Source organism: Sphingomonas sp. MMS12-HWE2-04 (genome assembly GCF_044881185.1).
In the GTDB taxonomy this organism is placed as follows: Bacteria; Pseudomonadota; Alphaproteobacteria; order Sphingomonadales; family Sphingomonadaceae; genus Sphingomonas.
In genome coordinates this window covers 2,551,039-2,565,415 of record NZ_CP173254.1, presented here as the reverse complement: position 1 = coordinate 2,565,415, position 14,377 = coordinate 2,551,039, and the positions used below count along the sequence as shown (strand labels likewise).

The 14,377-nt window shown below is 63.3% G+C and carries 12 protein-coding genes; 7 read left to right on the top strand and 5 right to left on the bottom strand.

What is annotated here, in order from left to right:
• The first annotated feature begins 428 nt into the window (after window positions 1–428).
• Complete coding sequence (locus AB2M62_RS11630; RefSeq protein ID WP_404333897.1) at window positions 429–1,682, top strand: MFS transporter; 1,254 nt, start codon at window positions 429–431, stop codon at window positions 1,680–1,682.
• On the opposite strand, the gene AB2M62_RS11625 is transcribed toward AB2M62_RS11630, so the two are convergent.
• The 3 genes from AB2M62_RS11625 to AB2M62_RS11615 are packed head-to-tail and all read right to left on the bottom strand — an operon-like array spanning window position 1,679 to window position 6,385.
• Window positions 1,679–2,671 (bottom strand): nuclease, encoded by a 993-nt coding sequence (locus AB2M62_RS11625; RefSeq protein ID WP_404333895.1) that lies wholly within the window; start codon window positions 2,669–2,671, stop codon window positions 1,679–1,681. The genes AB2M62_RS11630 and AB2M62_RS11625 overlap by 4 nt on opposite strands.
• A gap of 19 nt (window positions 2,672–2,690) precedes the next feature.
• Window positions 2,691–3,836, bottom strand: a complete 1,146-nt coding sequence (locus tag AB2M62_RS11620) for a YdcF family protein (protein WP_404333893.1) — start codon at window positions 3,834–3,836, stop codon at window positions 2,691–2,693.
• Between the two features lie 41 nt (window positions 3,837–3,877).
• The gene (locus AB2M62_RS11615) at window positions 3,878–6,385 is read right to left on the bottom strand and encodes a TonB-dependent receptor (RefSeq protein WP_404333892.1); all 2,508 of its coding nucleotides are present in this window, start codon (window positions 6,383–6,385) and stop codon (window positions 3,878–3,880) included.
• Window positions 6,386–6,397: 12 nt separating this feature from the next.
• Here AB2M62_RS11615 and AB2M62_RS11610 point away from each other — a divergent pair, with 12 nt between their 5' ends.
• Window positions 6,398–7,642, top strand: a complete 1,245-nt coding sequence (locus AB2M62_RS11610; RefSeq protein WP_404333890.1) for an ROK family transcriptional regulator — start codon at window positions 6,398–6,400, stop codon at window positions 7,640–7,642.
• A 227-nt stretch (window positions 7,643–7,869) separates the two neighbouring features.
• Here AB2M62_RS11610 and AB2M62_RS11605 read toward each other — a convergent pair whose 3' ends face one another.
• Complete coding sequence (locus tag AB2M62_RS11605; protein WP_404333889.1) at window positions 7,870–8,115, bottom strand: hypothetical protein; 246 nt, start codon at window positions 8,113–8,115, stop codon at window positions 7,870–7,872.
• Window positions 8,116–8,670: 555 nt separating this feature from the next.
• Window positions 8,671–9,294, bottom strand: coding sequence for a hypothetical protein (locus AB2M62_RS11600; protein WP_404333887.1), 624 nt, complete (start codon window positions 9,292–9,294; stop codon window positions 8,671–8,673).
• A gap of 631 nt (window positions 9,295–9,925) precedes the next feature.
• Here AB2M62_RS11600 and AB2M62_RS11595 point away from each other — a divergent pair.
• The 5 genes from AB2M62_RS11595 to AB2M62_RS11575 all read left to right on the top strand — a co-directional run bounded on the left by AB2M62_RS11595 (window position 9,926) and on the right by AB2M62_RS11575 (window position 14,372).
• Entirely contained in the window at window positions 9,926–10,294 is a 369-nt protein-coding gene (locus AB2M62_RS11595) for a BlaI/MecI/CopY family transcriptional regulator (protein ID WP_404333886.1), read from the top strand.
• Window positions 10,291–11,805, top strand: a complete 1,515-nt coding sequence (locus AB2M62_RS11590) for a M56 family metallopeptidase (RefSeq protein ID WP_404333884.1) — start codon at window positions 10,291–10,293, stop codon at window positions 11,803–11,805. Before AB2M62_RS11595 ends, AB2M62_RS11590 begins: the two co-directional genes overlap by 4 nt.
• Before the next feature lie 172 nt (window positions 11,806–11,977).
• Window positions 11,978–12,835: an MBL fold metallo-hydrolase gene (locus tag AB2M62_RS11585; protein ID WP_404333883.1), complete on the top strand. Its 858-nt coding sequence runs from the start codon at window positions 11,978–11,980 to the stop codon at window positions 12,833–12,835.
• Window positions 12,832–13,521 (top strand): DUF4230 domain-containing protein, encoded by a 690-nt coding sequence (locus tag AB2M62_RS11580; protein ID WP_404333881.1) that lies wholly within the window; start codon window positions 12,832–12,834, stop codon window positions 13,519–13,521. The genes AB2M62_RS11585 and AB2M62_RS11580 overlap by 4 nt, the downstream gene beginning before the upstream one ends.
• Window positions 13,522–13,583: 62 nt before the next feature.
• On the top strand, window positions 13,584–14,372 hold the full coding sequence (locus AB2M62_RS11575) for a hypothetical protein (RefSeq protein WP_404333880.1): 789 nt from the start codon (window positions 13,584–13,586) through the stop codon (window positions 14,370–14,372).
• The last annotated feature ends 5 nt before the right edge of the window (window positions 14,373–14,377 follow it).

Genomic DNA, 14,377 nt, shown 5'->3' with positions numbered 1-14,377 from the left:
CATCGGCTGTAAGCAATTCCGACACTTCTTGCTTGCGCCGGTGCTGTCGTGTCTGCGGTTGTGCACATCAACTGGCTAGCTTGCCGTGCACCCCGATAGTCCCCTTCAGAGCTGGACCCCGGCTCCTTCACGATGATGGGTTGAGGGGATGGCAGCCTGCCTTGGAACCCCTCACTGCTCAGGCATTCGCTCCGGGAGTCGATGTGGCGCCGGCGCGTCCCGAGACTGAAATAATGCGTATCTAGAAGCGAGTGGGTCTCGGCAGGCCTTCCTGCGAGCGCCACAATGCGATTGCCTGCGTGCCCGTCGAATCTGTCCGTAGAAACCCGCTGATACCGATAGATTGGACCACCGCGTCACGCGAGGCGCGGCTACTTGGCTATTCGTCCGGCAATTTCGGCAAGGGGCTCGTATTTTCGGGAGCGGATGTGACGATCCTGTTCCTGATGACCGACGTCTTCGGCCTCACGGCGGCGGCGGCAGGCAGTCTGATGCTGATGGCGCTGGCTGGCGATCTCGTGTTCGATCTGCTGGCGGCGATGCTTGTCATCCGGTTGCGGCGGGCAGGGCGCGGCTATCGCTGGCTGGTGGCGGCGGGCGCCATGCCGTGCGGTGTCGCATTCGCGACGCTGTATGCGATGCCCATCACAAGCATGCGACAGGGGTGGATCCTGGCGCTTGCCCTGCTGGCGTTTCGCGGCGCATATGCGGTTATTGACGTGCCGCACAACGCCCTGATGGCGCAGATCACCAGGGACAGTCGCGCGCGAAGCCGGATTTCGGGATATCGGCTATTGTTCAGTACCGCCAGCGCCCTGGCTGTCGCGACGATCCTTACGCCCCTAGTCCAGCGAGCGGGACTGGATCGCGCGTTCGACACGCTGGCGATTACTGGCGTTTCGGCGGGGCTGGTGTTCGCGGCGACGATGTTCCTGTGCGTCGCGATGACGGGGAAATGCGTGGCGCGCGAAAACGGCATCGAGGGCGCGCGGGACAGCATCGCCATTCCACTGCGCAACTCTCTGGTCGTCGGCATGGCGCTGCTTGCCGTTATCACCGGGTTCGCGCTGCCCATGTTCGGGAGGATGCTGCTCTATCTAAGCACCTATGTGCTGGGCCGTCCCGAGCTTGCGCGATCACTCCTCCTTGCACTGACGATCGGGCAGTTTGTCGGCGTCTTGTCCTGGACGTCGCTGACCAGCCGTTTCGACAAGAGCATGCTGCTGGCGATGGGGCACGCGGTGAGCGCGGTGGGCTTGGTCCTGTTCGGCCTGTGCCTTTGTGTTCCGTCGCTGTTGCCCGGATGCGCCGTCGTGATCGGCTTTGGATTCGCCAGCGTGTTCATGCTGCCTTGGGGGCTGCTGGCCGACACGGTGGATTTCGTGGCGTGGCGACAGGGGCGGCGGCTGGAGACCGGATTGTTTGCCGGATATCTGGTCGCGGTAAAGGCTAGCGGCGCAGCGTCGACGATGGCGATCGGCTGGACGCTGGGCTGGCTAGACTATGTGGCGGGGCAGCCTCAGGCACCGTCGGTACAAGCCGGGATGCTGCTTCTGGGGCTGGGGGCGCCGATCGTCGGTTCGCTGTGCGCCGTTGCGATATTGCGGCGCTTCGACATCGGCCATGATCGTCACCATAGCGTGCTGGCGGCGCTCGGCCGCCGGCACGCTCGCGCAGCTTAATCGGGTGCCGAGCCGGTTTCGGGATTGAATTTCGGATTGGTGAAATCGATCGGGGAGAGGTCGATTTTCGCGGGGGGCGTCGCGCTTTCGACCCATGCCCGACACAGCATGTCGCGCAGCATCGCCGCACCCGACGCGGTCTGCGCGTAGATCAGATCGCGAACGTCCTGGTCGGCGAAGTTGGCGAACCGGTCACGCAGTTCCAATTTATAGACCGTCTCCATCTTGTCGCCCGCCGTATCGAGAAAGGCCAGGATGGCGTCAAACATGTCGCCGTCGCGGTGGCCGGGCGCCCCGATACGCGCGGCAATGTCCTTCACGGACAGATGCATGCCGTCGACGAAGCCGCTTTCGAACCGGCCATGGATCGAACGGTCGGTGGTGTACCCTTTCGGATTGGCGCCCCGCCAGCCATCGCTGTTCACCGAATTGTGCAGCGGCTGCGCGCCATCCCCGATATAATGGCCGAGGCGGATCGCCTGGAACGCGCAATGTTGTTCTGGAACCGATGCGTCGCGGTGTTCGGCCTGCGCCTTGCGAACATACCGCATGCAAACGACCAGCCGGTCATAGGCCTCGATCGCGGCATAAGGCAGCGTGCCGGTCCAGCGGACATTGGTGCGCGCGGCGGTAGCCGGGTCGCTGTCCTTGATGGTTTCATACTGTTTGTAGAGCGCGATCACGAATTCGTAGCGTGATCGCGGGATCGGCCTGAGGAAGGGAAATTGTTCCCGGAACCAGCCGTGGTTGGGGTCTTCTTCGATCTTCGAGAAATTCTCCGAATTGCCGCGCCAGCTATCGGGCAGCGACGCCGAAGCACCGATGTAATCCTCATATTTGCGCAGGAAAGCGGGGCCGTCCGCAGGTATCGCTTCGATCGCGGCGCGGTCGATCACGGTGTGGGCGGTGCCGCCCCAGGCCTTGGCGGCCGTGGGCATGAGGGCGAGGGCGATGATCGCGGGGATCGTCACGGCTGAATAACGGCGCATCGGCTACTCCGTATCGGGGTCAGGGATCGAGCGGGTCGCGGGGGTCGATCCGCGCGGACGTGGCGGAGGGGCGGAATTCCAGTTCGGTCGGCGACAGGCGCCTGCCAACGGTCCCGGGCTGATAGCCAAGTTCCGTCTGGTTGCGCTGCGCGAAGGCGGGTGCACCGATAGTTGCGCTTTGCTCGGGATTGCAGACGATCAGCGCGTCCTTGGTTAGCGGCGCACCCATGGCGATCAACAGCCGGGTGGCGTTGCGCAAATTGGTGGTGGTGTGGCGCGCATAGGGTTCGATGACTATTGCATCGGCAGGCACGCCGTAGCGTTCGATCAGCGCACGGCGCATTTCCTGCGCCTCGGCGAAACGGGTCGCGCGCGGGTGGGCACGACCGCCCGTCACGATGATGAACGGTATATCGCCCTGCGCGAACCGATTGGCGGCAAGGCGCAGATGATATTTGCCGTACGGGCTGAGCGGCATGTCGCTGACTTCTGGGCCTACGCCCGTCACGATCATCGCGCTATAGCGATAGCGGCCCCAGTCGAGGCTGGTCGCGCGCTTCATCGCGGGTCCGTTCGGGCCACGCATCAGCGGTTCAAAGCCGATGGCATCGGTGCGGTCAGCACCGTCGAGCAGTGCGAGCGCGAAATCGATGCTGGGATCGATCGGTTGCGCCGAACCGGCGTGCGGCGTGCGCGACAGCCACAGGGCGGCTTGCAGACGCGCATGCGCCTCTTCCGGAGTAAGCGTCCCGGCGCCGTCGATCTGTGGGTAGCGCGGCACAGCGCCAAGCCCGAAAGTGCGGATGACGGTGTTGATACCGATGATCTCCCGCGCGGCCTGTGCCGCCGCGCCGTCATCCGCTCGATATGATTCCGATGGGACGGCCTGCGCCAGAGCTGCGGTGTCAGACGGAGTCCAGATCATCGCCTGCGCGATGCAGACGAGGTCTTCGGCACAGGCGTCGCGCCGTTCCTGCCGGGCATGCAGCATCGTGGCGACCGGAGGACGGTTTTTTAGAGTGCTCAGCGCAGCCGGATTTCTGCCGATCGCGTCGAACAGGGGGAACAGCCGGACCGACAGCGCCGTCGCCACGCGATCGTGCACCATCACATCCTGTGCTGCTCCGGCCGAAGCCGGAGCAGTTGCGAGCGAGAGCGCGGCCATCGCGATGATCGATGCGGTCATCGGCGTCGGCCAGCGAACCGTCACCAGGACTTGCCGATCACGAGGCGGAAGTTGCGACCGAAGATCGGCCGACCATAGATTGCCTCGGCGCTGCCTTGGCCGCTCAACGAGTCGGTGCGGGTATTCCCCTCGGTCAGGCCATGCGCGTTGAACAGATTGTCACCGACAACCTGCAACTGCCAACCGCCATGGCGCAGCGTCACGCCGGCACCGATCGTGCCATAGGATGGCAGCGCTGTGTTGTTGTAGAGATCGACGTAGCGCTTGCCCATGTACGTGTAGCGACCATAGATCGAGATATCCGTGTCCATCTTCGTGAAGTCGAAGCTGGGGCGGATATTGCCATAGATTTTCGGCTGGCGGACGATCTGATTGCCCTCCGCCTGCTCGGGATCGGCGCCGGTCGCGCTCGCGAAATTCTTGTATTTGGGATCGCTGACCGTCAGCGCGCCGTTGAGCGAGAACCACGGCATGACCTGCCATGCCCCGTCGAATTCGATGCCCTTGACCTGGGCTTCACCGATGAAGGGCACATTCACGTCGTTGCGGCCCGTGGTCGGGTCGAACGCCAGGAACGAGGCGTTGAGTGGATCGAAGTTGGTGTAGAAACCGGTGACGTACAGATATGAGCGGCCCGATGCGAGCTTGAGTCCGGCCTCATATTGGTCGGCGACGGTGGTCAGGATCGTAGGGTTGATGCTCATGACGGTCTGGATGTTCGGCGGCGTCTCCAGATGCGAGGCACGGCCATAGACGCCGATGTGATTGTTGAAGTCGTAATTCGCGCCGACCGTCCAGTTGGTGACGTTGGGCGACAGCTTCGCATTGATGATCTGTCCGGTGAACGCGCGCGTGGTGTCGTCGGCCAGCGTCGTCGCGTCGCCGAGGTTTACCTGCGAGGTGACGGCGGCCCAGCCCTTGTAGCTGTAACGTTCGTGACGGATGCCGGCGTCGATGCGCAGGCCCCTCACGATTTCCCACGTGTCGTTCGCATAGAGCGCGAACATTTTCGCGTCGGAATCGCCCCGGTTCAGCGTGGCGGCATAATTCAGCACGCCGTTATCGGTGACGCGACCGAGCACGGTGCCGGCGGCAGAATAGGCGACCAGATCGAGCGTGCGCGGTTGCCCGGCGACTTCGATCAAGTAGTTCTGATACAGCGTTTTGCTGTCCTCGCCGTACAGGCTGCCATAGAAGCCAAGCTTCAGATCATGGCTGCCGAGACCGGTATCGAACCGCTTGGCGACCGAGATGTTGGTCTGCGCCGAATAGAATTTCGAATGAATATCGCGGTACTGACCCTGCATCACCAGACCGGACTGGGCATAGGGATCATAGACGGTATTGGTCCCCGCCAGCACATAGCCGAGCCGAGAAACCGCGCCGAACGCTGTTGTCGCACGCGCCAAATAGCTGTTGGCGAAGCTGTTGCCGTCGGCGGGATTGGTGGTCGAATAAAAGGCAGTGAAATCGAGCTTGCCCTGCGTGTACCCGCCCTTGGCCGAGACCAGCCAACCATCGAAATCGGCATCATATTGCACGCCGAGGTTGATCATCTGCATGTGGCGGCCGTCGGAAAGGTCGCTCGTGCGATTCTGGATCACGCCTGCGCCGTCGCGGTATTTCAGATTGACGTTGCGGAGTGCCGGCGAGTTCATCGTGCCGGTGAAATAATCGATATACGGATCGAGCGAGACGCTGGGGTTGCGCGGGTCCGCAGTCGGGATCGGCAGATAGAAGGTGTTGTGGTCGTTCACGTAATTGACGTTGAACTTGATCGAACCGTTATCGAGCTCATGCAGGATATTGGCGCGGATCTGACCGCCCTTGTCATTGGGGAAGCCGTTGTCGCGATAGCCATCATGATAGCGCAGGAAGCCGCCGATCGCGTAATAGGTATCCTTGTTCAGCGGCCCCGCCTGATAGGCGTCGAGCCGGTACAGCCCGGTATCGCCGAGCGTCACCTGCGCCTTGCCGCGCGGAATGTCCTTGCCGGTCACGGTGATCGCGTTGACGATCGCGCCCGAATAGCTTGCATAAACCGGGGCGGGACCGCCGCGCACGACCTCCACATGGTCGGTCATCAAATCCTGTTTCAGGATCGCGTCGCCGCGAAAGAACACGCCGTCATTTTCATGGAACAGCGGCAAGCCGTCCTGCTGGAAGCTGACGAAACCGCCGTCGTTCGGCAGGCCGCGGATGCGATAGATGTTCTGGACCTCGCCACCGGTGATCTCTGTCTGGAAGCCGGGAAGCTGGCCGATTAGGTCGGCAAAATTGACGGGGGCGATCTTCTCGACATCTTCCTTTGAGATCGTGTTGATCGCGTAGGATACGTCGAAACGCCGCTGCGCACGCGTCGATCCGGTGACGATGATATCGCTGCCCTGATTTTCCGCCTTTTCCGCATCCGCTTTCTCGGCTGCGGCAGGCTTGGCGGGATCGACAGCCTGCGCAAAGGCAGGCGCGGCGAAGGTGGAGCACAGCGCGACGAGCGCGGTGCCGCCGGCGAGAACGGTTTTGAGCATGAAGCCCCCCAATTGAAATTCCGGGTCGTCCGGTCGGCGACCCCGATCGGCGACCAGGGGCCAGTGGCCGCGCGATGTGACAGAAATAATTATTATTATGAAAATAAACAGATATGTCGGAGGATAGGGGAAAGGGAGGCAAGCGTGCCGGATCGGATATTCGACAAGGACCAGCGTCGCATTCTCCGCGAGCTCCGCAAGGCGGGGCAGCTTTCTCGTTCGGCGCTGTCGGCGCGATTGGAGCTCAGCGCGACCGCGCTGACCAAATTGTCGCGCGAATTGATTGCGATGGGCGTCGTCGAGGATGTGCCGGAGGGGATCGAGCCCCGCCGCGGGCGTCCGGCTATCCCCCTGCGTCTGGCGGCGAGCGGCGGGTATGCGGTCGGCGCGACGGCGCATAAAGGCGTGTTGGAGGTTGCCCTGGTCGATTATGCCGGTCGTACGATCGCGACCCATTTGGAGGATGCGGCACCACTCGATCCAAAGGCTTTCGCCCGGCGCGTACGCACACTGACGCACAAGATGGTCGATCGGCATGGCCTGCTGGGGCGGCGCATGCTGGGGATCGGCGTTGCGGTGCCTGGCCCTGCACTATCTCCGGAGGGTGACCGCTGGAGCGTCGTGGACGACATGCCCGGGTGGCGCGGCGCTGATCTACGCGACATCTTGGGCACCGAACTGGGATGGCCGCTCTGGATCGAGAACGACGCCAATGTCGCGGTGATCGCCGAATATTATCTCGGCGGTCTGCTGCAGGAGTTCTCGACCGTGATCGCGGTGTTGTTCGGGTATGGGATCGGTGCGGGGCTAATTGTCGAGGGCGGGCTGGTCCGCGGTCAGTTCGGCGTCGCGGGAGAGATCGGCTGCCTGTTTCCGGGCGATCGGCCGCGGCCGAGCCCGGTCGATCTGCTCGCCACATTGCGCGCCAACGGTATCGACGTGTCATCGGTTGCGGAGATCGACCCAACCGCCAGCGTTCAGCGTTCGACGATCGAACGGTGGATGGATCGCGCCGCGCAACAATTGGAGGTGGTGTGCAACACAGCATTCGCCTGGCTGGACCCGGGTGCGATCGTGCTGACCGGCCCTCTACCGAATGTGATCCTCCAGGGGCTTGCTGATCGGCTGGCGAGTGCCACGCTGGTGACCACTGTCGACCAGCGTCGTCCACCGGTGCGGGTATCGAGCGTAACCGATTCACCAATCACGCTGGGGGCCGCGTTGTTGCCCGTTCATGCAATATCGGCCGAAAGATAGCAGCATTGTCGCGAGCGTCCTCTTCGTCATGGTCCCAGACGAAGGCGGCGCGGTCGACGCTTCCGTCATTCCGGCCTGGGCGCAACGGTCCTCTCGAAAAAGCGCCGCAGCAGGTCGCTGTCCTGGAAGCACTCTGATTGCGCACAGTCATTGGCTCGTGTGGCTGTGCGCATAAAAGTTCAGGCGCTTTCCTCGGCTGAGGAGCTCCATCTGTGCACGTAAGTCCATCAGTTGAACGAACTTACGTAACGCGGATCGCTGACATCGATGGTGTCGACGCCACCGCTGTCCCAGAGTGCGAATATACGATCCTGCGCAGCGCCATCGCCGGGATTGGCCTCATCGAAGACGCTGTAGCTGGTGTCGCCGCCATTAAACGCAGCACGACCATAGAGCGTCTGCAGCGACGCTATGTCGTAAAGCTGAAATTCATGGACGGAGTGAGTCTCCGTCGGATGGGCGGCATAGGCCATGACGGAGAATCGAACATTGTCCTCGATAGCCAGCAGCCCGTTGAAAGGCGCCTTTGCCGCTGTGTCGTCGAATGTATGATGGAGACCCAGCGCGTGACCAAACTCGTGCGGCAGTGCCCAGTATGAATAGTCTGGATGGGTTGAGCCCGGCGCAATATTATTCGCGGCAACCAGAGACGGTGCTGTGAGCCAGATGTCACCGGCGAACGCGCCCTGTGCATTACCATTGCCGGGAGAAGCCCAGGCGCCTGCGGAGTTCGTCGAATAATTGAGTGCTGCGATCCGATATCCGCGTTGGCATTCGCCGTGACTGTAAAGGTGACATTGGCAAATTGCGAGATCAGGGCCGCGGCAATCGCGTAGATGTCCCGCTCGGGGTCTTCCGGCAGGATCGGCTTGAAAATACTCGTAAAAGTCGGCTTCGCCCCCGTGCTGTCCGCAAAAGGTACACTGAGCGTAGAATATGCGGCGGGAAGTGTTTGATAGAATGTGTAGCTGATGGAATTGCCAAAAGCAGGATAGCTCGCGATCGCCTTCGCCCGGCCGATATTACCCTTAGCTGGCATTCGAACCTCCGCTCACAAGGTGATTGCAAAGTCGCTCGGCTAGAGCATCGGTGTCGCGCGCTGCATCCCAATAGGGACGCCCGTCCGGCGTCGTGCCATCCGGTCGGATCGGAATGTTGTTGGGCACGTAGCGAAAGGACGGACGCTCGATGCTCGCCCACCAGTGGGCGTCGCCCTGAATCGCGACAAGCGATATGCGATAAGGGGTTCCCTTCGCGTTCGGCTCGATCGTTAGCCGAAGAAGGACATTCGTGCCGTCATTTCTGATCTGCCCCGGTGATGCCATGATCGATGATGGACGACCTGTCGAACGCAGCATGCGGACACAGGCGTCCGAAACGCGGTTGGCGAATGGGCGTTCGTTCAACGCGGTGAGATGGAGCGCCCCAGCGACGGCGGGGTTGAACCGCGTCTCGACGCTGATGCGCGTAGCAGGCAGGATCTTGAGAGGATCGCTTTGGCCGAGCTGAATCTCTCCCCATGGAGTGGAATCGGTCATGGCCTGACTTTCTCGGTTCGAAAGCATTTGCTGCTTGCTGATTTCCGTGCGGCTCGAAGCTTCGGAGTGGTTCACAGCGCCTGAATCAGCGCCACAACTCGTTACGACCAGCATCAATAGAATCCATCGATGCCTGCTCATTTCTGACGAAGCTGGTGGCCTGCCGGCAATCTTCGCCGGAAACCTCGGCTGGCCCGAACTTCCCACACATCCCGACCGGGAAACTGAGTCATCTCCGCGTTCAAGTATAGGCATGCATGTACGACCGCTCATCGCTCGCTCCCCGCTTCCCGGGCCACCTCGTCGATCGGGCTCAAAAGATACGCCGCATTTGGGTCTACTCACAAAACAGGCCAGACGTCGAGATTGGCAACGTTCAGAGCGTTCCCCTGGATGAACTCGCATCGCGGCTCGACCACGTCGCCCATTACTCACGACTGGCGTTTGTGGTTCGGGGGGCGCGGGATTGTCCCGGGTGAATTTTTTCGGCATGGTTTGGTTGCATCGCTACCAAGGTCGCGGCGATCGATCGCGATTTCTCGGCGATCGGATTGCCCGCACGATAGCCGATCACGGGCCATTTCAAGGGCGCATCCGCGCAACCTGCTGATCATATGCGCTCAAATGCGGGCTAATCGTGCACAGCCACAGCTCGCTTCGGCGCAAATCGATGTTCAGCCAGCGTTAACCCGCTTGACTACAGTCGTAATCGTAACGATTACACCCGTAGTCGAGAGAGGGACTCATGACCGAACGGATCAGTGACGCCGAGCATGCCGTGATGGAAGTGCTTTGGGAGGAGTCTCCGCTCACGGCGCAGGAAGTCGTGGAGCGCGTGCCCGAGGAACGCGGCTGGAGCGCGAACACCGTCAAGACGCTGCTCGGCCGACTGCTCGCCAAGGCGATCATCGCGCATGAGGCGGATGGCCGGCGCTATCGCTATCGCCCGCTCGTCGCGCGCGGCGACTATGTCGAGGGGGAATCGCGCAAGCTGATGGACCGCCTGTTCGGCGGCAAGCTCACGCCCCTGGTGGCTCACCTCGCCGAGCGCGACGCGATCACCGACCAGGACATCGCCGAGATCGAAGCGCTGTTGAAGGAGCTGAAGTCATGATCGGCTGGGCACTCGAGACCTTCGTCGCCACGACACTGCTGATGCTGCTGGTGCTGGTGCTTCGCGCGCCGGTCCGCAAGTCGTTCGGTGCGCAGATGGCCTATGCGCTGTGGCTGTTGCCGGTCGCGCGGCTGCTGATGCCGTCGCTGCCCGCCGGCTGGCGCGAGCAGGCGGCGGCGCCGGTTGCCGCGGCGAGCGACATCGTCGCGATCTATGTCGTCGAGCCGCTCGGTGCGGCGCCGGCCGCGGGTGCCGAAGTCAATTTCGGCCTCTGGATGGTGGTTCTGCTCGCCTGGGCGTTCGGCGCCGCGGCGTTCCTCGCCTATCATCTGTTCGCGCACAGCCGCTACACGTCGAAGCTGCTCCGCCGCGCCCGCGTCGATCGCACCGTGGCGCAGGGCAAGGTCCGCGTGATTGAAACCGATGCCGCGCATGGGCCTTTGGCGTTCGGCGTGTTCCGCAAATACGTCGCCTTTCCGCGCGATTTCGCCGAACGCTATGACGAGCAGGAGCGCGATCTCGCGCTGGCGCATGAGCTTGGCCATCACATTCGTGGCGACTTGATCGCCAATTGGGTCGCGCTGATCGTCCTTGCTCTCCACTGGTTCAATCCGATCGCCTGGAAGGCCTTCCGCGCCTTCCGCGCCGATCAGGAAATGGCCTGCGACGCGCTGGTGCTCGCCGGCCGCGCCCAGGCGCTGCGCCATGCTTATGGTCGCGCAATCGTCAAGTCCGCGCATGGGGGTGCGGTCTCGGCGGCATGTCACTTGCACACGATCAACGAAGTCAAAGGGAGGTTACGCATGCTTTCGAAGACCCGGAAATCGTCCCCCATCCGCATCGCCACGGGGCTTGCCGGCATCGGCGCGCTGTCGATCGCCGCGCTCGGTCTCACGGCCTCGGGCACCCAGGCGGCCGAGAAGATGAAGGACAAGATGAGCACCGCGATCGGCGTCGATCTCGGCCAGGATATGCCCGCACCGCCGGCACCGCCTGCCGAAGCCGCAGCCCCCGCGCCGGCAGCTCCCCCGGCGGCACCCGCGCCGATCGAGGGCAGCCGCCACGTCTATCGCTACGAGCAGAAACAGGACGGCAAGCAGGTCAAGAAGATCGTCGTCGTCCATGCCGATGGCACCCAGCAGGTCTCCGAAATTCCCGAGATGCGCGACGTGCGGATCAACATCCCGGAAATGCCCGAAATCCGGGATGGCAATTGCGGCACCGGCAAGGGTAAGCCGAACGTCGAGCACCGGCAGGAAGGCAAGAAGCGGATCATGATCATCTGCGCCGACCGGATCGCGATGGTCACCGCCGATGCCACCCGGATGGCGATGCACGGCCGCCAGATGGGCATGGAAGGCGCGCGGATGGGGCTGCGCCAAGCCCGCCGCTCGATCGAGAGCGCCCCTGATATGAGCAGCGAGGACCGTGCCAAGGCGCTCAAGGGCATCGATGAGGCAATGGCCCAGCTCGAAAAGAATCTGGAGAACAGCCTCGAGCGCAACGACTGACGCGCTCGACGACGAGGGGGAGGGGCGCCTGCGGTCTCCCAGCGTTTGACTGCAGACGCCCTTTACGCAGGGCCGGCCGAAACTCCTTCGCGGCCGGCCCTGTTACGTTTCCGGCGGTGTGTCCAAGCGCCACCATCTTGCGCCAACGCGCCTCCGCCGCCACATCTGCCGAATGAACGAGGCTCCCACGGGCGAAGCGCTAGGCGTAGAGCCGCTGGTGACGCGGGTGCTCGCACCCAATCCGTCCCCCTTCACCTATACCGGCACCCAGACCTATCTGATCGGCACGCACGACCTGGCGGTGATCGATCCGGGGCCCGACGATCCGCGCCATCTCGACGCGCTGATCGCCGCGATCGCGGGCCGGCCGGTGGCAGCGATCCTGTGCACCCACACCCACCGTGACCACAGCCCCGCGGCAGCGCCGCTCAAGGCACGGACCGGCGCCCCGATCATCGGCTGCGCACCGCTGACACTCGACGATGCCGGCCCCCGCGCCGACGCAGCGTTCGACACTGTCTATGCGCCCGATCGCGTGCTCGCCGACGGCGATAGCATAACGGGTTCCGACTGGACGCTGACTGCGATCGCCACGCCGGGGCACACGTCGAACCATCTCGCCTTCGCCCTGCCCGAGGCCAATGCCCTGTTCACCGGCGACCATGTCATGGGCTGGTCGACCACCGTGGTGGCGCCGCCGGATGGCGACATGGCGTCGTATCTGGCGAGCCTGGACAAGCTGATGCGCCGCGACGATCGCATCTATTATCCCGCGCATGGCGATCCGGTGACCAACCCGCAGCGCTTCGTCCGCGGGCTGATCGGCCATCGCAAACAGCGCGAGGGCCAAATTCTCCGATTGCTGCGCGAGGAGATCGGCGCAGTACCGGCGATGGTCGCGCGCATGTATGTCGGGCTCGATCCGCGGCTGCACGGTGCGGCGAGCCGGTCGGTGCTCGCGCACTTGCTCGATCTGCGCGCGCGCGGCCTCGTCCAGGGGGAGGGCAATTCGTGGAAGATCGCCGCGTGAAAACCTGGGGCTGCCTTAAGTTCGCCGCGCTGGTCGCGGCGCTCGTCGTCGCGATCGGCGCGGGCTTCTGGTTCCTCGGCGATACCGTCAAAAGCCAGTTCCGCGGCCCCGATCCGGTGACCGTCGCCCAGGCGAGCCTCGAAGGGCTGCGCGAGCAGAACCGCCTGTCCACCTTTGCGGCGCGCTATGTCGCAGTCGTCACCTCGAAGCAGAGCCGGCTCGGCATGACCGCGCAGAAGACGCTGATCATGCCCGGCATGGTGCGCTATGAAGTCGATCTGGCGAAGCTCCAGCAAAAGGATCTCGCCTGGGACGCGAACGCCAAGCGGCTCACCATCGTGTTGCCGCCGCTCGAGGTGATCGGCCCCGATGTCGATCTCGACGGCATCCGCGAATACAGCAATGACGGACTGCTGATGCGCTTCACCGATGTGGAGAGCCAGCTCGATGCCGCCAATCGCAAGGCCGGCCAGCAGGAACTTATCCGCCAGGCGCGCGCCGCTGCGCCGATGCAACTCGCCCGGGAATCGACGCGCCGGGCGATCGAGCGCAGCTTCGCCATGCCGCTCAAGGCCGCCGGGCTCGATGCGGGGGTCTCGGTCTATTTCCCCGGCGAGCGGCCGGGAAGTCGCGAAGTCTGGGATACCACGCGCAAGCCGGAGGATGTGCTCGCCAACAAATGGTGAGCGGTTGAGACGCGTTGCCGCTTGAGGTACCTTCACGACTGCGATGACGTGAGGGGGATGGCATGGCGACGTTGGCGGGGCCGCGACCCGAATTGGGGCGCGATGATCGTTTCTTTCTGACAATGGCGATCGCAATGGCGCTGATCATCGCCGCAGGATTTTCGCTGCAGCTTGCGATGGGACGATCGACCTTTGCCGCGCCGTGGCGCGTCCATCTTCATGCGCTGGTGTTTTTCGGGTGGGTGGTCCTGTATGTGACGCAGAACGCGCTCGTGACCCGCGGATCGATGGCGCTGCATCGCCGGCTTGGCTGGGTCGGTGCGGGCTGGGCGGGGGCCATGGTCGTTGTCGGCATCAGCACTACGTTGGCGATGGTCCGCCAGGGTGCGTCGCCTTTCTTCTTTCTTCCGCTCTATTTCCTGGTGATGAATTCGCTGAGCGTGCTCTGCTTCGGCGGGCTGATTGCGGCGGCGATCCTGCTGCGCCGGCGCACCGAATGGCATCGGCGCCTGCTCTATTGCGCGATGGCAGTGCTCACCGGGCCTGCATTCGGCCGGCTGCTGCCGATGCCGCTGATGATCCCCTATGCGCAATGGGGTGTGTTTGCCGCGGTGATGGTGTGGCCCGCGATCGGCATCGTTGCGGATCTTCGGCGGCGCGGCGCAGTGCATCCTGCTTTCTGGTACGGCGTCGCCGCGATCACCGGGACGCAGCTTGCGATGAGCCTGATTGCATACAGCCCGATCGGCTTGGTGATCTATGAGACGGCAATGGCGGGCAGCCCCGGCGCTCTGGTCGCACCGCTTGAGTTTGCGCCTCCGCCCTCTGGTCCCTTGATCACGGGGCGCTAGCCCGC

Bases quoted from the DNA above. Each gene is read 5' to 3' on its own strand.
- AB2M62_RS11620 (WP_404333893.1), bottom strand. From the start codon at position 3,836: ATGGCCGCGCTCTCGCTCGCAACTGCTCCGGCTTCGGCCGGAGCAGCA.
- AB2M62_RS11590 (WP_404333884.1), top strand. From the start codon at position 10,291: ATGATCGGCTGGGCACTCGAGACCTTCGTCGCCACGACACTGCTGATG.
- AB2M62_RS11605 (WP_404333889.1), bottom strand. From the start codon at position 8,115: ATGGCCTATGCCGCCCATCCGACGGAGACTCACTCCGTCCATGAATTT.
- AB2M62_RS11585 (WP_404333883.1), top strand. From the start codon at position 11,978: ATGAACGAGGCTCCCACGGGCGAAGCGCTAGGCGTAGAGCCGCTGGTG.
- AB2M62_RS11595 (WP_404333886.1), top strand. From the start codon at position 9,926: ATGACCGAACGGATCAGTGACGCCGAGCATGCCGTGATGGAAGTGCTT.
- AB2M62_RS11575 (WP_404333880.1), top strand. From the start codon at position 13,584: ATGGCGACGTTGGCGGGGCCGCGACCCGAATTGGGGCGCGATGATCGT.
- AB2M62_RS11600 (WP_404333887.1), bottom strand. From the start codon at position 9,294: ATGCTGGTCGTAACGAGTTGTGGCGCTGATTCAGGCGCTGTGAACCAC.
- AB2M62_RS11625 (WP_404333895.1), bottom strand. From the start codon at position 2,671: ATGCGCCGTTATTCAGCCGTGACGATCCCCGCGATCATCGCCCTCGCC.
- AB2M62_RS11615 (WP_404333892.1), bottom strand. From the start codon at position 6,385: ATGCTCAAAACCGTTCTCGCCGGCGGCACCGCGCTCGTCGCGCTGTGC.